Below are 18,664 nucleotides of genomic sequence, written 5' to 3'. Positions count from 1 at the left end.
AGGAGCCTTTCAGGCAGAAATTAAATCAAGGAGCGAGGACATACGGGATGGCTGCTGCACCGTCAAGTAGTGTCTGGCTCAAAATATCCTCCCCCCTTGCCCCTGCGTGGTGGCGGGGTCTGCTCTCTAAATTCTTCACATAAAAATGACGCGAATGTGTGGTTTGACTAGCGCTTCGTGACACCACTAGAGATTAAAACAGGCTATGGAGAGCACATATCCGGATAGCGGCGAGACCCGCATTGACCGGGTTGAACAGATTTTTTTTAAGATGTGACATGCACAGGAGAGACAAGATGAGAACGACACTTAGCACCAGCACGAAGATCAAGACTGCCCTTGCGGGCCTGATGGCCAGTGCCGCCCTGCTGGCAAGCCCGGCGCAGGCGGGGCCTGAGTCCTTTGCACAATATTCCGGCGACCAGAGTGAAGCTGTTGACCACGCGGCCTGGGGGACATTCCTCGGGAAATATCTGCGCACAGTGGAAAACGGCCCGAACCTCGTTGCCTATGGCCAGGTAAGCGCAGAAGACAAGCAGGCCCTGAAAGACTATATCGATAGCCTGGAGGCGATTGATCCGACACGGCTGAGTGAGGATGAGGCTTTTGCCTATTGGGTCAATCTCTATAATGCAGTCACCATCGATGTGATCCTGGACAATTATCCGGTCGAGTCTATTCGCGATATTCGCTCAGGCGTTTTCGCAGCAGGGCCGTGGAAAATGGATCTTGTCGAAGTGAATGGCGAAGATCTGTCGCTTGATAATATCGAGCACGATATCCTGCGTGAGTATTTCAACGAGCCGCGTGTGCATTATGCCGTGAACTGTGCCTCGATTGGCTGTCCAAATCTGGTTGCCGAGCCATATACGGGCGCAACGCTCGAGGCTCAACTGGAGGCTGGAGCAATCCGTTATGTCAATGATCCGCGCGGTGTCTCTTTTGACGCTGATGGAGATGTGACTCTTTCCAGCATCTACAAGTGGTTCAAGGAAGATTTCGGCAATTCGCAAACGCAGGTGCTCGCGCATGTACGCCGCTACGCCAAAGACGATTTGCGGGCGAAGCTGGCCGATGTCAGCCGTATTGATGGCTATGATTACGACTGGGCATTGAATGAGGCCAAATAGGCCTCATCATTCCCGGTGACACCGGAACAAGAGAGATTTAATCATGACAACTTTAGAGCAGGCCGCGCCTGAACCCTTTGGCGTGGGCAACAAACAACCTGATACTGACCCCTTGGCGGGTAACAAGACTTCACACCAGACAGAGGCGGGAACAACCATGTCAGACACACAGAATGAAACACCACCACAGAAGAAAAGCATCTGGATACGACTCGCGCCTGTTGGCGTTATCGCCGTCGCGCTCATCCTCTTTTTTGCGCTTGGTTTGAACAGATATTTCAACTTCGACGTGATCCTGAACAACAAGGAAGCGCTTGATGGCTGGATCAGCCAGAATGCCATTCTGGCAACGGTGCTGTTTGGACTGGCCTATGCCGGTGCGGTTGCGATTTCCTTCCCCGGCGCGACGATCTTTACTGTTGTTGGTGGCTTTCTGCTGGGACTGTGGAAAGGAACCATTGGTGTTGTCTTCGGCGCAACGATTGGTGCCGTGATTATCTTCATGCTGGCCAAGACAGCTTTCGGCGACACATTGCGCTCGCGGGCAGGCAGTGGCGTTATTAAGAAGATGGAAGCAGGCTTTCGCGAAGACGAGTTGAGCTACATGTTCCTGTTGCGGCTGGTGCCGGCATTCCCGTTCTTCCTGGTGAACATCGTTGCAGGCCTGCTGGATGTGAAACTGCGTAATTACATGATTGGTACATTCTTCGGTATTATTCCGGGTACATTTGTATATGTGTCGATCGGTAACGCCATTGCGGCGGGGACAGCGAGCATTGACGACACAGGCCTTGCCTCGGTCTTTTCGCAGCCAAGTGTCTATCTGCCATTTATCGGCCTCGCCTTCCTTGGGGCGCTGCCGATTATCATCAAGCGGGTAACGGGCAAGAAACTGCCTGAGGGCGCAAACGCTGATTAAGTTGGCTGCGCTGGCCGCATTTCCATTACCGCAGCTGCCATTCCTGACGGCAGAATGCTGAACAAAAAAACGTGAGAGATTTATCATGACCAAGAAAATATCAGCCGATATCTGTATTATCGGCGCAGGCTCCGGCGGGCTTTCTGTCGCCTATGGCGCCTCGCAACTCGGCAAAAAAGTCGTGCTGCTGGAAAAAGGCAAAATGGGCGGCGATTGCCTGAACTATGGCTGCGTCCCCTCCAAGGCGATCCTGGCAGCAGGCAAGACAGCCCAGACCATGCGCGATGCCGCAAAATATGGCGTCACACCTGTGGAACCATCCGTAGACTTTCGGAATGTTCATAACCACATTCACAGCGTGATCGCTGCGATTGAGCCGCATGACAGCGTTGAGCGCTATGAAGGGCTTGGCGTCAATGTCATCAAGGAAGCTGGTCGCTTCATCAGCAAGAATGAAGTGCAGGCGGGCGAGAGCGTTATCAAAGCCAAGTTCTTTGTCATCGCTACAGGCTCATCTGCATTCATTCCGCCGATTGAAGGTCTGGGCGATGTACCATTCCTGACCAATGAAGTGATCTTTGACCTGACGGAACAGCCGGAGCACCTGATTATCATTGGCGGTGGTCCGATTGGTCTTGAAATGTCGCAGGCCCATCGCCGCCTCGGCTCGAATGTGACTGTTCTCGAAGGCAGCACGATCCTGTCAAAGGACGATCCTGAACTGGTTGAAGTGGTTCGGGAAAACCTGACAAGAGAGGGTGTTGATCTGCGCGAAGGAGCGAAAGTTTCCTCCGTATCGGGTCAGGCTGGCGACATCACCGTGAATTTTGAGAAGGATGGTGTGGAGCAGTCCATTCAGGGAACGCATATTCTCATCGCTACCGGACGCAAGGCGAACCTTGACGGACTTGACCTTGAAAAGGCCGGTATCGAATACAGCCCCCGTGGCATCAAGGTTGACCAGAAGCTGCGCACGACCAACAAGCGTGTTTATGGTGCCGGGGATATTACAGGCGGGCGCCAGTTCACCCACGTCGCCGGTTATCATGCCAGCCTGATCATTCAGCACATGCTGTTCAAGTCCCCCTTCGTAAAGAATGGTGAACAAAACGCCCCATGGGTGACTTATGTGGACCCGGAACTGGCCCATGTTGGCATGACAGAGGAAATGGCGAAAGCTGCCGGCGAAAAGTATTCTGTAGCCAGATGGAGCTTTGATGATAACGACCGTGCGCAGGCGGAACATGCAACCAATGGCCGGGTAAAGGCGATCATCGGCAAGGGCGGCAAGGTGCTGGGCTGTTCCATCGTTGGCAAGAATGCTGGTGATCTTATCAACCCGTGGGCACTGGCGGTGGCAAACGGCCTGAAAATTCGGGCTTTCACGAATATGATCGCGCCATATCCGACACTTGGTGAAGTCAACAAGCGCGTTGCGGGTGCCTATTACACGCCGACGCTGTTTTCGGGCAAAACACGCACGCTGATCAAGACCCTGTCGATTTTCGACTGAACAGTCGCTAGAACGGGATCATGAGCGGCAATATTCTCAACAATTTCTGGCAGAAGGCCAGATCGCACCGGCAGCCACTGCCGGTGCAGCTCCTGTTGATGACAGTGCTGTTCGTGATCCTGGCTGAAATTCTTCTGTTTATCCCCTCAGTCTCGAAGTTTCGCTATGACTGGCTCAGTGAGCGTATCGAGCGCGCCTATCTAACGTCACTTGCTTTTGAAGTGGCGCCGGAAAACATGGTCGATGATGAAACGGTGCGGCAACTCTATGCCACGGCTGAAATTCTCGGCGTGCGCCTTGAGGTGGATGGCCGCAGCCAGCTTGTGCTGGGGCCAGACATGATGCGCAAGCCGGGGCTTGAATACCGGCAGATTGATTTGCGCAACCCGAACTATTTCTTTTTCACGCGCGATGCGTTGTATAATATTTTTTCTTCTGACAACGCCTATCTGCTTGTCATGGGCACGCCCGATGCTGCGCCCGAAGTGGCCATAGAGCTGTTTCTGGAAAAAGAGCCCTTGCAGCGCGCGCTTTGGACATACAGCGCCGGTGTGCTGGCGCTTTCCATCTTCATTGCCATGTTCGTGGCAGCCGGTATTTATGTCAGTATCATGAGAAATTTCATGCGTCCCATGATGCGTATTACGCAGAACATGGCTGATTTTCAGGAGCAGCCGGAAGATCCGGCCCGCCTGATGGTGCCCACCGGACGCAAGGATGAGATCGGCGATGCCGAAAAGGTGCTGGCGTCCATGCAAATGGAAATTCGCTCGGCCCTGAGCCAGAAGACCCGCCTTGCGGCGCTGGGCGAGGGGGTGTCCAAGATCAATCATGATCTGCGCAATGTGCTGGCCAGTGCCGTGTTGATGTCTGACCGACTGGCCAAAAGCGATGACCCCCGTGTGCAGAAACTCAGCCCCCGGCTTATTCAGGCACTGAACCGTGCTGTCGCACTTTGTCGCGCCTCGCTGGATTATGGTCAGGCTGATATAAAGGAAGTGACGAGCGTCAACCTGTTCGACCTTGTGGAAGAAACCAGTGAAGGGCTGAAGCAGTTTACCGAAGATGAAGGATCGGTGATGTTCGTCAATGAGGTCTCGCCGGACGCGGAAGTACAGGGCGACCGGATGCAGCTTTTCCGTGCTGTGTTCAATCTCGCCCGAAACTCTGCGGAAGTGATGAGCTCCATGGGAACGGAAAATGCGACCGTGACATTCTCCAGCCGGGAACAGAATGACAGAGTCATTCTGGATGTGCGGGATAATGGGCCAGGGGTGCCGGAAGAAGCACAGGCACACCTGTTTGTGCCTTTCAAGGGCTCGAAACGCCAGGGCGGCACCGGGCTGGGGCTGGCGATAGCTTCCGAAGCGGTGAAGGCTCATGGCGGTGAGTTGCGGCTAGCGGCAACGGGCGTGAATGGCACCACTTTCCGTATCCTCCTGCCTTCCTGAAACGGTTCCGGTTAGCACGGCAGGTTCAGTGACGTTTTGCATTTCTGCCCGCGCAAGCGCACTGTCAGTGTGCGTCTGTGCCATAACCCCGGCTGATGGGCAGAGGGCTCTGACAGGGCAGACGGGACATTTGGGTTGCGCGTGATGGCAGACCTGCTGGCCAAGAATTTTTATTTTGACATGGTGGCTTTCAATGTCAGCAGCTGTCCAGTGTGCGGGCAGCAGGGGCATCAACAGGTCGTATGCGCGCTCCGCTGAATAGTGCTCGGGAATAATCCTGAGGCGAGCGCAAACCCGTAGATGATGGGAATCAAGCACCAGCGCGGGCATTTGCAGCGTGCTGAAATTGAGCACGGCCGCGGCGACCTTGCGCCCGACACCCTTGATTGAGCCAAGCCAGGAGAGAGCGACGCTGACCGGCAGACAAGCCAGAAAGGTCATGTCGAGGTCATCGCCAGCAGCGCGTATCTGGCGCAATGCAGCGGGAATACGCGCTGCTTTGATGTCGGCGAAATTTACTGCTGCAATATGGGGCATGACACTTTGTGCCGGTGCTACGCTCAGGTTTTCGAGAGAGCCAAATGCCGCCAGCAGTTGCGTGTATGCTGCGCGGGACTGATGATCATATGTTCGGTTGCCGAGCATACTCAGGACAAGCTGATGAGCAGGGGAGAGCCTGTCTTGTCGTGTTGCGGACAGGGCAATCACGTCTGTCAGCCGCCGGTCAACTGCTGCCAGGCGTGTGCTGCGCGCGTCACTGAAGAGAACTTCCTGCATTCAGTACATATAGCACAAAAAGAACAAAAAGTGAACAATTTTATCAAAATAATAGCAGGCATTGCCCGCTATTATTTTTCAGAGACTTAAGGCTGGTCGCGTTACCAGCGTGATCTTGTGCGTGTCTCGCGCTGGTCACGCCAGTCAACCTTGACGTTCACAGCGATTGAGTTGTCGATCTTGGGGACATTGTTGTAGCCCGCATCAAGCGTGTTCACGTCATAGAAGTCCGGTCCGCCCCAGCCATTATTCTCAAACGTGTTGTCATCACGAATAAAGCCGTTGGCGCGGATGATCTTGATGCCATTGCCACGGTTGCTGGCAATGAAGTTTTCACTCATCGTAATCTGGCGTGCTTTCTCGCCGAGATACATGCCGTCTGTCAGGCTGTTCTGGATCTTGTTACCCACAACCGTTGCTTCGCCCTCACCATTATAGGCGATGCCAATGCCATTGCCGTCGATATAGTTGGCTGCTGCCTGAACTCCGGACATGCCAGTAAGGTACACGCCGTGCAGGCTGTTTTCAGAAATGATGTTGTCCACCAGGAAGGTTGAGTCCCGGTAAGAGGATTTCTGGGAAACCCGCACGCCTTCAAGACCACCACGAATGATGTTCTTTTCGAGTGTGGCGATACCGCCGGTCACTTCTACCATGGCGCCTTTATAGTAACGCGCGTCGTCATTACCCCACTCACGGTCGTAATAGCTTTCCGCGATGTCATTGCGGGCATATTCATAAAGGCTGGCACCGGCATAATTGGCATTATACTGATCAACGATACCGCTGACGGTGGACTCTTTCATAGTGAAGACGCCGCCCTCCACCAGAACGCAGGGCTGATTGCCATAAGCAGCTGCATTGGCCATCTTGGTCAACTCGCTGGAACCGGCAGCTTCAGGTTTGCCTGTCGTGACGCTGTGTGACATTTCAACCGTTGTGAACTCGATATTCGAGATCATCAGATGCGCGCTTTCCTTGCGCGGGCTGAAGGTCATGCAGGGCTGGCTGCCATTTTGTGGCGCAATACGCACACGCATACCCGGCCCGCGATCCCCTTGCAGGGTAACGGCCTTGGTGAGGTTCAGGTTTTCATTATACTCACCTGGCATGACGATGATGACGCCACCTTCGGCAATGTCATTCACTGCTGCCTGAATGGTACGGTAGCCATCCGGTCCGCGCACTGACTGGTCGACGACAAGCCTTGTCGGCTTGCCTTCATTCTCGTCAAGATTACGCCGGGCATTGTCCCGAGCGTCACGTTGGGCCGCAGCTTCCTGTGGTGTCTGTGTCGGATACCCGCCAAACTGTGCAGCGGCTGTTGTCGGCACCATGACTGCTGCCATGCAGAGACCACCCAGTATCCCGTAAGCTAGTTTGTGTTTGCGCATCACTGCTACTCCCGCGTTGAATTTGATCTTCCCGCTCATCTCTGGCTCCCCGTCGTGTTGTCTGCTGCGTTGAAATCATAACGCAGTTGCCGCAGTTCCGTTGCTGCCGGGGCATATCCCAGAGCAGCTGCCTGACCGTAATAGAAAGTGGATTGTGTCAGGTTCTGGGCAACAGGGTTCTTGCCTGCAATGCCCTCCTGATAGGCACGCCCAAGGGCAAAATGCGATAGTGCATAGCCATTGCCAGCAGATTTCTCCCACCAGCGCACAGCTTCCGCCCCGTCAATCGGAATACCGATGCCCCGTGCATGCATGATGCCGTAGACATACATGGACTGCGGATGCTCCCGTCGGGCGGCCCGCTCAATCAGCTCAACCTTCTGTTCGTTGGAGAGATAGCCGGTGACTTTGTCCCGTGCTTCTTCCGGCGTGATGTTCATGTCCTCACGGGCAACAGCATACTGGAAAGCCCGCATGGCGTTGCGTGTTTCCGGGCCGACACTGCCGTCAATCTTGCCGCCATAAAAGCCAAGCGCAGCGAGAGCGCTTTGCAGCAGGTCTTCATTTTCGTCGAATTCACCCTCAAGAGACGCAAGCTCAAGGCGCAGTTCGCGGGCCCTGATTTCCTCTTCGAGACGGGCAAGCTCCAACTCGCGCGGTGTCTTGCCTTCAAAAGCTGTTGGCAATGGTGGCTGCCAGTTGGCCGCAAGGTCACTGGCCAGTTTCTGATCAAGCTCCGGCATGGTTGCTTCCAGCATCCGGCGCTCAGAGTTACCGACGGAACTGCCAAAACGGGCGTTGTTGTCCGCGACAATGAGATATTGCAGGGCGCGGATATTATCCTTGGGCAGGCCCGCCCCGGCGCGATACATCATCGCAAGGCGGAACAGGTCATAATCGGTGCCGCCCGCAAGCACTTTCTCAACAGTGTCCTGCGCCCGGACCACTTCGTCGTCGCGCATGATTCGTTGCAGGCTGATAATGCATTGCTGTGCGACAATCTTGGCTTCATATTCCTCGGTTGTCGGGTTCTGACTATAGGAATAGAAATCATGATATCCGGTGAGAATGTACCAGGCGAGCGCCTTCTCGGCGTCAGGCTTGATGCTGATCTCATCAGGGTCAACGATGACGCCTGTGTCGTTCAAATCGTTGGTGCGGGCGCGAAGACGTGTCTTCAGCTCTTCCTCGTCATCTTCCGGCAGGCGTGCGCTGCCAAATTCCGTGCAGTTGGCTTTGCCGGGGGTAAAACCGGAGTAGATATTCGCCAGTGCCAGTTTGGACCGGATATCACCGGCGGACCCGAACCTCACCCAGAGATCCTGTGCCTTGGTGAATTCACCGTTCTTGTATGCCTGCAAGCCGTCTTCGTAATCAGCATGCGCCGGGGCGGTCATCATCATGCCGAGCGTGGCTGCAAACGCTGCAACGGCACCATGCCGCCAGAGAACCTTGCGATTTGTCGTGCGTTTGAGTGTCATAACCGAAATACCCCTCACCATATTCGAGCTACAGAACGATACGGCGGTCTTGCGCGCATCTGACTCGCTCATCATAGTTAACACTATACATGCGAGTCTCTCCAACGCCATAGTTAACACTTTTCCGAGAGAAAATGCACTCCCCCAGCGGGAAAAGTTAACGTCGGGAGGCTGTCTTTTTGAAAATAAACGGCTTTTTCAAAGGCTTGACCCGATTTTCCCGCCTGCTGTGACCAGAAAGACGCATTTGCCGTTCTCGTTTTTCAGCTCTTGCACGTCATGACCAGCCTCGCGGCAGAAATGCGGTATATCTATGGCTGCCAGAGGGTCGTCAGCGATCACTTCAAGTTGCTGACCGGAGGAAAGACGCCGCATGGCGGCCTCGGTTTTGATAACGGGCAGGGGGCAGCGCAACCCGGTTGTATCCAGAACGGGGGTATCAGCCATGGCGGCGGTCAACAGTCTTAAAGTCACCATCAGTCTGCAGGGGGCGCAAGCTGCCATTTTCATCGAGAAGTGCGTTGCGAATGGCCTGCCATTCCGGGCTTTCTTCCGAGAAATCTGCAGCGGGTTCGGGCGGTTCCGCTATGCTGACCGCGTCGGAACGGCCACCCATCTGGCCCGCGTCATGAATAGCCTGCCACTGGTCCAGCGGGGCAAGATAGTCTCGCGGGGCAAACACGCTGGTTATCAGTGAGAGCGCCCTGTCCACATATTTCACGATATCTGCGGTCAGGGGCGTAATTTTCATGGTGCTTGGCCAGTTGCTGGCTGCTTCTTCAAGGTCGCCGGCATGTCGCCGCCGCGCCTGTGTCAGGGTATCCCAGTTGGCAGACGCGCGTTTGGTGACCACCGTCGCGCCGGCTTCAAAGAGCCTGTCGGTGACATTGCTGAGCGGTGGCAATGGCCGGTTCCACTGCTTGCCCCAGGCACTTTCCAGCGGCCAGCTGGCGGCAAAGGCCGCGCAGGAAACGTCCAGTGTGGGCCCCTGAAAAACCAGACGCAGCCCATGGACAGGCTTTGTCCGGTCCAGTCTGACGGGCAGGGCATAGTGACCGGTCAGGGCGCACAGCTCCAGCATGGGCGCACTGATGAGCTGGGCAAAAACCGGTGAGCGGGTGCGACAGAAACGCTCGAATGACTGGCTGGCGGCAAGGCCGTCAGTAAAAAGCCAAAGTCGCTCAAGCCATCTGGTCCCGGCTGGCGGGAGTGTGGTTTCATAGGCGGTCACGATACCGGCCGCGGTTTCCTGCCGCTCACAGGGCAGAAAACCGGACAGAATGGCAGTCTCGGGTGTTGGATACTGGTCGCGCAACACGTCCGGCACGGCAAGGCGGCAGGCTGTGGCGGCAGCCGATAGGTCTGTCCAACTGGCGCCAGCCTGAAAACTGACCCGACCTTCTCTGGCGGACAGTACGTGTACGCGGCGCATCTGTGACAGATCAACTGGCAGTATCGCCAGGTCGGTCCGATCAGTTTCTCGGGTTGCCAGGCGAAAGCCATGCTCCAGCGCTTTTGCCGCAAGGGTTGTCAGGTGAGCTTCATTTTCCGGGCAGAGCACCGCCAGTGCGCCAGGGGCGGCGCCTTCATGCTGGCGTAATCGCCTGAGGGCATCCGGCGCAGGCGCGAGAGCATAGCGCAAGGCGGGCGAGAAGCTGAGGTCATTCTGGCTTAATGCCCCGTCAAGCGCGGCCAGTTGCGGGGCAAGCACTGCGTCCGGTTCATCGTTCTGCCACACAGGTGCATCCTGCGTGGCGATGAGCCCGCCCACGTGAAACCGTTCTTTCAGCCATTTGCCGAGACGGTCTGCCTGTCTGTTATCCTGATCCAGCATGATGACCTTGTATCTGCCCTGATTCCGGCCCGCGTCGTTCATTCTGTCAAGGTCAATGCAAGTGTCTGACCCGTTATCGGGTCTGCCCAATAAAAATGCCCCCTCAAGAGGGGGCATTTTCAGTTTTGCGTATTTGGCAAGACCCTAGAATTCGAGGTCCAGGCCGATATATGTCAGCTGGCCGCGTGGATCATGGACCTTGGAGTCAAAGCCACCATTGGTGAAGACCTGTGGTGGGTCCTCATCGAGCGCGTTGACCATACCCAGTGTGAAGGTCATGCCCGCCTCTGTATCTAGATAGTCTGACACACGCAGATTATACTGCCAGTCCAGCGTTGTGTGTGCGTCGACTTCACGGCCGCCATTCTGGTCGTCATCATAGCTGTCGATATGACGGACAAAGACATTAGCGGAGTGCGCCCCATTCTGCCAACCAACACCGGTATTGAAGCGAAGCTCAGGTGTTGATGTGCCGAAGTTGTTGAAGTTCCGGCTACCTGCTCCGTCTACGGAACCAGCCAGCGGATCTTCCAGATCATACTCGAGAATATAAGTACCTTCGATGAATGGTACGAATGTGCCTGCATTATCCGTGTCGATTTCTTTCTCAACTTTGAAGTCAACGCCGCTGGTTTCAACAGAACTGGCGTTAACATAGTTTGAGTTGATCTGAAGAATTGTGCCGGCAGATGAGCGAACCACCTGAGGCCCGTTCGGGTCAGCGTTGACAATAGCCTGGAAGTTTTCAGGGATGATCACATCCGTAAACTCGAAGCTGAAATAGTCAACGTCAATGGTCAAGCCCGGTTTTGGTTCCCAGCTGGCCCCGAAGTTGAATGTTTCAGATTCTTCCGGGTCCAGATCAGGATTACCCTGTGTCCGCACCGCCGCGAAAGCAGTACCGCCTGTCACAGGGTCATTGACCTGGTTGAGGCTGGTGCCCTGACCTTCTTGCTGGAAGACGGAAGGGGCACGGAAGGAAGTCGAATAGGAGCCGCGCAGTGACAAAGTATCGGTTGGGCGAAGCAGAAGAGCAATTTTTGGATCAATTGTTTCGCCGATAGACCCACCATAGTCTTCATATCGAATAGCAAGTTGGAGGTCAGCGATTGGAGAGAGTGGAATGCCCATCTCACCGAAGAGCGCGTAGACTTCCTGCTCACCATCGTATGGTTGCTCACCGATGATAAAGCCAAAGTTGTCGTTCAATGAAATATCATCGAAATCTGCTGACAAAGTTTGCTCGCGATATTGCGCGCCCAAAGCAATTCCGATTGGGCCATTATCAGTTTCCCAAAGGTCTTGCGTGATAATGCCTTCAAAGACCTGAAGATCGGACTCAAGTGTACGAACCTGCGTGCCGATGATGAAATCCAGTACTGCATCGCTGTTTGGTGATGACGAGAATGATGTCGCAAACGGGTTAAAGATCTGGCCAACTGGAATAGTTGAACCATCGGCAGCTGTTTGCAGTGTTGTGGCATCACAGGCACCACCTGTAGACGCATTCACGGTAAAGCCGGTTAGCGAACATTGGAAACGATTAGTGATCGTGTCTTCAGTTGCAACTACATAATCGTTCTTGCCATAGGTATAGGATAGTTCCCAGGAACCGGAGTCACCATAACTGCCATCAAGCGTTGCAGAAAGGCGTGTAGTTTCTGAGGTTATTTCATTCGGTGATACGTTGCCGCCGTTACCGATTGCGCGACCGAAGAAGGCAACATTAGCGCCGAACGGATTGTTCGGATGCGATGTTGGTACGACTGCTGTCTGCAGGAACGGGAAGGTTGGTGAGTTGCCACGTACCGCTTCGTTGTCGGCATATGTGCCTTCAAGACGGAGGCTGATCGTATCGGTCAGTTCAAAGTCGCCCTGTACATAACCTGTAAGGCGCTCTTCTTCTGCCACGAGATTAAAGAAGTCACCAAAGTCGAAGCCACAGAAACCAACATCAAGGCCACTGCCGCCGGCGTTTGGTGAAAGAACCTGTCGGTCACCACCAACTTCCTCGCATCCTGTCGGGTCAATGATTGGCAGGCCGGCAAACGGGGCGGCAAACGGTCCATCCAGAATGAAGTACGCACCGGGATTGCCAAGCGCTGATGTATCATCCTGCGGACGGCTGAGGCGTCTGTCGGCTGTCGTCAGCGGTGTGCGTTCAAGATAGCTGATGGCCGCCATGACGTTGCCACGTTCGAAATTCTTACCGAACAGGCCCTGCATCAGATACTCGTCAGAGTCGCCTGTGCCGGCGATTGTCTGATACTGGCCGTTCAGGCGCACACCTTCATAGCTGTTATAGGTGATGAAGTTGGCCACACCAGCAACAGCGTCAGAGCCGTATGTTGCGGACGCGCCATCTTTCAGGATGTCAAGGCGATCAACAGCGATCAGCGGCACCAGGGAGCTGGTGTCAACAAACTGCAGACCGTCATTTGTTGTTGTCGCAGTCAGAACCTGGCGCTTGCCGTTCAGCAGAACAAGCGTTGAAGAAAGGCCAAGGCCGCGCAGGTTGATACTGGAGGTACCAGTCGTGGAGTTCTGCGTGAAGGCATCCGGGTTGTTTTGCGCGCCTGTGTTAATGGTCAGGGTCTGTGTGAGGTCTGCGATGTTTTTCGCGCCCACAGCGTCAATCTGTTCTGAACCAACTGTCTGGATCGGGGAAGGCAGGTCAGCCTGTGACTGGCGCTTGAGGAATGAACCGGTAACGACGATTTCATCTTCCTGCGCATTGGCAGCGGTAAATCCTGTAGCCGGAACAGCCAGCGCAACAGCGACAGCAGCCATGGACGAGCTTTTCAGCCAGTTGATTTTCTTCATGCAATCCTCCCTATGGATCTATGGTGAACAGCCTTGATTGGCTGGGATTATCTTGCGCCTTTTCGGGCTGTTAAAAAGAATAAAGAGTTAACGCCCTTACGATCAATGCCTTGAAGGCGGAGTCGGGGGTGTTTCAAACCGAATTTCGGCAAGTGTGACGATTTTGTTGCAGGTTTGCCGCAGCTTTGCGCTGAACAAGACTTGCCTCGAACGATTCGCGCCTGCCAATGAGGTCACTGGCAGGCGCGAAGAGCAAAAAATGCTGCGGGTGCGAACAAATCAGTCGGCTTTGATCAGTTTTTTTACATCCTCGGTGCCAAACGGGAAGACGATCGTGTTGGACTTCTCGTTGGCGATTTCCTGCAGGGTGTTCAGATAGCGCAACTGCATGGCCCCATCCTGTCTGCTGAGAACTTCCGCCGCCTCTGACAATTTCGCGGCCGCCTGGAATTCGCCTTCTGCCAGAATAACCTTGGAGCGACGTTCCCGCTCGGCTTCCGCCTGTTTGGCGATGGCCCGGATCATGGACTGATCCACATCCACATGCTTAATCTCCACATTGGCGACCTTGATGCCCCAGGCTTCGGTCTGGGCATCGAGAATTTCCTGAATGTCTTTGTTGAGCTTGTCGCGCTCCTGCAGCATTTCGTCGAGCTCATGTTTACCGAGCACAGAGCGCAGGGTCGTCTGGGCGAGTTGAGAGGTGGCTGCGATGTAGTTTTCAACCTGAATCACTGCCCGAACGGCGTCGACGACACGGTAATAGATCACGGCATTGACCTTGACCGAGACGTTATCGCGAGAAATTACGTCCTGGCTTGGCACGTCATGCACGAGGGTACGCATGTCCACCTTGCGCATGGTTTGGAGAAATGGGATCAGAAACACGATACCCGGGCCACCGGCTTTTTGATGTACACGTCCAAGAAAGAATATAACTGCACGCTCATATTCTTTGAGAATTTTGACTGCCGACCAAATGACGACAATCACAAGCAGAATTAGAAAACCGTATCCTTGTATAGGCATAATATTTCTCCGTTTTCCTGTTTTACAACGTGCTTATCACGCGCCCTGTGGTTTGCCACGGCCTGGCATAAACCGGGATAGACCTGGGTCGCCCTGGGCTGACTTTACATCTAATACCAGCCCGTTTACCTCAACAACTTTAATGATATCGCCCGGCTTGAAAGGGGTCTTTGAACGCGCGCGCCAGCGCTCGCCGTCGACAATGACAATACCTTCCCCTTTTTCTTCGTCCCAATCCTCTACTTTGCCCTCACGCTTTCGAATGGCCTCGGCCCCGATCAGCGGGCCGTGCCCGCGCGTTCGCGTCAAGGCGATGAGCATGAGCATGAGGAACATCCCTATTACGGCCAAAATAGAAATGATGGCTATTGGCGATACTCTTCCCACATCTTCAGGGAACAGGAACCACATTCCGACGCCAAATAATGCCAGACCGAAAAGACCGGAAACGCCAAAAGTGGGGGTGTAAGCTTCGAGCATGATTAGAAGCACGCCGACCCCCATCACGGCGAGCCAAAGGCCTTCAAAGGGTAATATCTGGAAAGAATAAAATGCCAGCAACAGGCAGATTAGGCCGACCGTGCCGGGGAAAATTGAGCCGGGGTTCCAGATTTCTGCGGTAATGCCGAGCGTGCCGATGGATAGAAGAATAGCGGCGATGGTCGGGTCGGTGATGATGGAAAGGATCACTTCCCACAATTTCGGCTCGACCCGTGTCAGTTGCATCCCTTCCGTCGCAATCGTGACGTCTCCGGCAGCTGTCTCGACCACGCGACCATCAATCTGTGTCAGGAGGTCGTCCAGGTCCTCTGCCATCAGGTCAATGACATTGAGTTCCAGCGCCTCATTGGCGGTGACGCTGACAGCTTCCCGCACCGCGCGCTCGGCCCAGTCGGCATTGCGACCGCGCTTTTCAGCAAGCGAGCGGATGTAAGCAACAGAATCATTCACGATCTTGCGGCGCATGGCATCTTCGCTGGAATCAGCCGGGAATTCCTCAAGCGCACGGTCTTCCAGCGTATCCTGGGCATCTTCGCGAATGGTCCCGGCATCGCCTTCGGAGGCTGTCTCTTCGCTGGTCTCGCCTGAAGCAGGTTCCGTTTCGGTTGTCTCAGCAGGTGCTTCGTCATTTGTTTCCTCGGTAGGCTCTTCCTGCTCAAGCTCCGGGAAAAACGGCTCCTCGCTCCCATCGCCGCCGTCACCGCCCATACTCACCGGTGTTGCCGCGCCCGTATTCGTCGCCGGGGCCATGGCCGAGACATGGGCGGAATACATTATATACAATCCGGCGCTGGCCGACTGAGAGCCCTGCGGCGAGACAAAAGTCACCACCGGGATGTCTGATGCCAAGATACTCTTGATAATATCACGCATGGAGGTGACGAGCCCGCCCGGAGTGTCAATTTCGATGATCACCAGATCTGCGCCGGTATCATTGGCCGTCTCGATTTCGCGGCTGAGGTAGCCAGCGACGGTCGGCTCAACAACGCCGTTCAGTTCCAGCACCACGGCGTTACGACTGCCGCCATTTTGTGCGAAAAGACTGCTGAGCGTGCCGAGCAATAGTGACGCCAGGCCCGCCACTATCAGGAACAGGAAGAACTTGCGATAACTACGCGCGTGTTGCATCTGCGTGACCATCCCCTTGGTTTGCTCTTTAACATTTAACTATTTTTTCCCGACATTCAACGCGAAAGCGGTGGCAGCGACCCGCTTAGTGCCTATGTTGCCGGAATGACTCATGACAGCCGCCCCAGCATCTATACACCTGTGACTGCGCATCCTGATCTTGGGTCAGGCTTTTATGATGTGGTCACCGCTGCAGATTTCCCCGGTGCAACGCTGCGCTTCCGGAACAATCGGGCAGCCGCCAGTGTCGGCCTCGATGCTCTGAGTGACGAAGCATGGATTGCGCATTTCGCCCGGTTCCAGCCCTTGCCGGATAATCTGCCGCAGCCATTGGCCCTGCGCTATCACGGTCAGCAGTTCCGCAGTTACAATCCGGATCTGGGCGATGGGCGCGGCTTTTTGTTTGCACAAATGCGGGACGGGCAGGGGCGGCTGCTGGATCTTGGCACCAAGGGCTCGGGCCAGACGCCTTATTCCCGGCGCGGCGACGGGCGGTTGACCCTGAAAGGGGGCGTGCGCGAAATTCTGGCGACCGAAATGTTGGAGGCGTTGGGCGTTGAAACGTCCAGAACCTTCTCCCTGATCGAGACGGGCGAAGCGCTTGAGCGCGGCGATGAACCAAGCCCGACACGCTCTGCCGTCATGGTGCGGCTCAACCATTCGCATATTCGCTTCGGCACGTTCCAGTATCTCGCCTATCACGACCGGCAGGATGATATTGTCCGCCTGATTGATCACTGCATCGCACATTATTTCCCGGCGCTGAGCAACCTTGAAGGGGATGACCGCCTGGTCGGGTTCTTCGAGGCGGTGGTCCGCCGCACAGCCACGTTGGTGTCGCAATGGATGGCTGCCGGTTTCGTGCATGGTGTGTTGAACACGGACAATATGAACATTACCGGGGAGAGTTTTGACTATGGCCCGTGGCGCTTCCTTCCCTCCGTGCAGCCGGGCTTCACCGCCGCCTATTTTGACCACTCCGGCCTGTATGCCTATGCCCGCCAGCCGGAAGCGGTGGGCTGGAACATCGCCCAACTGGGCGGGACACTGACCAAACTTGTGCCGGAAGAGCGCCTGAATGCGGCTTTGCAACTCTATCCGGTTGTGTATGAACAGGCCATGGCAGACAGCTTCTCACGGCGGCTGGGTGTCGCCGGTCTCGACAGTGAGTTTGTCGGCCTGCTGTTGCGCTGGATGAACGAGACGAGCATCCCGTTCGAGCAACTGTTCTTCGACTGGTTTGGCGGTGTGGCATCTGTCGCGCGTGCGGCAAAAAGTCCGGTGGCGGATTTATATACCCGCGACAACTGGCGCGCGCTGGAGGAAAGCCTACTCGCCGCAGAGCCGGTCCGGCCCGAGCGGTTACAACACGACTATTTCAGCAATCGCCGCCCGTGCAGTATGCTGATTGAAGAAGTGGAAGACATCTGGGCGCCCATCGCAGAGCGCGATGACTGGTCCGCCTTTGAGCAGAAGTTGGTGGCGATAGGGCAGGCGCGGGCAGCATACGGATTAAGCGCAAATTAAGCGGAAATAATCAGGCGAAGCCGCAGCGCGACCAGACAGGTTAGTGGAGAAGCTCAGCTTTCGACCATGGGCATCATGGGGAGCAGGTCAGGGGGCAAACGGAGGGAAAAATCGACGTGGATGGTGCGGGCGCACTCCGGGCTTTGTCCGGGGGAGCCACGGTACATGTCTATTTTTCTTGAAGTGCGCCTGGGGCGCGCAGCCCAAAGTTGAGATTTTCTGTCAGATCAGCTGTGCACTTGACCCGCCTGGAAGCAAAACTTACGAAACTTATTCAGTAAAAATTATTGAGCCGGCACGAGATGATTTGGGAACCGATAGTTAAGACTATTTTGACAATCTTCGCGACTGTATCAGGGCCTGAAGCTATTTACGAGGCTTGCCCTTACGAATATGAGGTTCTGGAACAACAGGAAATTGAGGGGCTAGAGAAAGCAGTCTATGATGCGACAGGTGTGCTACTACTACAAAGAAAAGAGGATGGTGCACTTGTCACTGCAGTAGGAACTGTAGTCAAATATTCGGACAAGATGTATAGTGTGGCCACTGCCAATCATTCAATATATGATGATGATGGAAACTTGTTCATAAATAATGCCGTGTTTTCGATGGAAGTGCCGCTTGGTTACGAAGAATTGCCAGTTCCGAAAATGCCAGAAAAAATTACTAATCCCGCTGAAGATTACATAACGATTCCGTTGCTGCCACCGTTTTCAGAGGCAGTCATAAACCGAGCGATCGAATATGACGTAGACCTCGATTTTGGAAATGTTTCATCCGTAACAGCTATACTCAATAGAGACGACAGGGTGATTGAGAAACAGTTTCATCGAAATTTATGCGCTAGAAAAGCTAAATTTCTTGCCCCGATGGATCGCTATTTCACGTCTGATTTCGTGGCCGCGCAAGGCATGTCGGGTTCTCCCGTATTCCGATTGGACACGAAAGATGAGAAGATAAGATTTTTAGGTGTCTTATCTGGTATTACCGTATCAGAGGAGTGCATGTCGAATGATAATCTTGAGTGCGGCACAATCATATCACCGGACTAACTCAAGTATTCCTCTAATTTTTTGATATTTTTATCATAATTAATGATTGATTTTCTTTGCGCTGGCACGGAATCGATCACGTCCCCATTGTCTGAAACAAGCGCA

14 protein-coding genes are annotated in these 18,664 nt (G+C 54.6%); 6 read left to right on the top strand and 8 right to left on the bottom strand.

Translation table 11 applies throughout. The features are described 5' to 3' along the window. Positions 1–296 precede the first annotated feature (296 nt). From RAL90_RS09350 to RAL90_RS09335, 4 genes are all read left to right on the top strand, one after another. Positions 297–1,130 (top strand): DUF547 domain-containing protein, encoded by an 834-nt coding sequence (locus tag RAL90_RS09350; RefSeq protein ID WP_306249908.1) that lies wholly within the window; start codon positions 297–299, stop codon positions 1,128–1,130. Positions 1,131–1,173: 43 nt separating this feature from the next. Further along, the gene (locus tag RAL90_RS09345; protein WP_306249906.1) at positions 1,174–2,049 is read left to right on the top strand and encodes a TVP38/TMEM64 family protein; all 876 of its coding nucleotides are present in this window, start codon (positions 1,174–1,176) and stop codon (positions 2,047–2,049) included. An 85-nt stretch (positions 2,050–2,134) separates the two neighbouring features. Continuing rightward, the gene (locus RAL90_RS09340; RefSeq protein WP_306249904.1) at positions 2,135–3,562 is read left to right on the top strand and encodes an NAD(P)/FAD-dependent oxidoreductase; all 1,428 of its coding nucleotides are present in this window, start codon (positions 2,135–2,137) and stop codon (positions 3,560–3,562) included. Positions 3,563–3,582: 20 nt separating this feature from the next. Continuing rightward, complete coding sequence (locus RAL90_RS09335) at positions 3,583–5,013, top strand: HAMP domain-containing sensor histidine kinase (protein WP_306249902.1); 1,431 nt, start codon at positions 3,583–3,585, stop codon at positions 5,011–5,013. Here RAL90_RS09335 and nth read toward each other — a convergent pair. The 8 genes from nth to RAL90_RS09295 all read right to left on the bottom strand — a co-directional run bounded on the left by nth (position 4,960) and on the right by RAL90_RS09295 (position 15,980). After that, complete coding sequence (gene nth, locus RAL90_RS09330; protein WP_306249900.1) at positions 4,960–5,790, bottom strand: endonuclease III; 831 nt, start codon at positions 5,788–5,790, stop codon at positions 4,960–4,962. The genes RAL90_RS09335 and nth overlap by 54 nt on opposite strands. Before the next feature lie 101 nt (positions 5,791–5,891). Next, positions 5,892–7,223, bottom strand: a complete 1,332-nt coding sequence (locus tag RAL90_RS09325) for a right-handed parallel beta-helix repeat-containing protein (protein ID WP_306249898.1) — start codon at positions 7,221–7,223, stop codon at positions 5,892–5,894. Next, positions 7,220–8,665 carry a peptidoglycan-binding protein gene (locus RAL90_RS09320; protein WP_306249896.1) on the bottom strand — a complete coding sequence of 482 codons (1,446 nt, stop codon included), beginning with the start codon at positions 8,663–8,665 and terminating at the stop codon, positions 7,220–7,222. Before RAL90_RS09320 ends, RAL90_RS09325 begins: the two co-directional genes overlap by 4 nt. 198 nt (positions 8,666–8,863) lie before the next feature. Then, a complete protein-coding gene (locus RAL90_RS09315; RefSeq protein WP_306249894.1) occupies positions 8,864–9,112 on the bottom strand; it encodes a sulfurtransferase TusA family protein in 249 nt (82 codons plus the stop codon). Further along, positions 9,105–10,541, bottom strand: a complete 1,437-nt coding sequence (locus RAL90_RS09310) for a hypothetical protein (protein ID WP_306249892.1) — start codon at positions 10,539–10,541, stop codon at positions 9,105–9,107. Before RAL90_RS09310 ends, RAL90_RS09315 begins: the two co-directional genes overlap by 8 nt. Positions 10,542–10,643: 102 nt before the next feature. After that, on the bottom strand, positions 10,644–13,322 hold the full coding sequence (locus RAL90_RS09305) for a TonB-dependent siderophore receptor (RefSeq protein WP_306249890.1): 2,679 nt from the start codon (positions 13,320–13,322) through the stop codon (positions 10,644–10,646). Between the two features lie 279 nt (positions 13,323–13,601). Beyond that, on the bottom strand, positions 13,602–14,351 hold the full coding sequence (locus tag RAL90_RS09300; RefSeq protein ID WP_306249888.1) for a slipin family protein: 750 nt from the start codon (positions 14,349–14,351) through the stop codon (positions 13,602–13,604). A gap of 36 nt (positions 14,352–14,387) precedes the next feature. Beyond that, positions 14,388–15,980, bottom strand: a complete 1,593-nt coding sequence (locus RAL90_RS09295; RefSeq protein ID WP_306249886.1) for a nodulation protein NfeD — start codon at positions 15,978–15,980, stop codon at positions 14,388–14,390. Positions 15,981–16,085: 105 nt separating this feature from the next. On the opposite strand from RAL90_RS09295, the gene RAL90_RS09290 reads away from it, so the two are divergent. Together RAL90_RS09290 and RAL90_RS09285 are read left to right on the top strand one after the other, a co-directional pair. Further along, the gene (locus RAL90_RS09290; protein ID WP_306249884.1) at positions 16,086–17,507 is read left to right on the top strand and encodes a protein adenylyltransferase SelO; all 1,422 of its coding nucleotides are present in this window, start codon (positions 16,086–16,088) and stop codon (positions 17,505–17,507) included. Positions 17,508–17,809: 302 nt separating this feature from the next. After that, entirely contained in the window at positions 17,810–18,559 is a 750-nt protein-coding gene (locus tag RAL90_RS09285) for a hypothetical protein (RefSeq protein ID WP_306249882.1), read from the top strand. The last annotated feature ends 105 nt before the right edge of the window (positions 18,560–18,664 follow it).

The organism is Parvularcula sp. IMCC14364 (assembly GCF_030758415.1).
In the GTDB taxonomy this organism is placed as follows: Bacteria; Pseudomonadota; Alphaproteobacteria; order Caulobacterales; family Parvularculaceae; genus Aquisalinus.
Note: the sequence above shows the minus strand (reverse complement) of the source record. Positions and strands in the feature narration are given on the sequence as shown.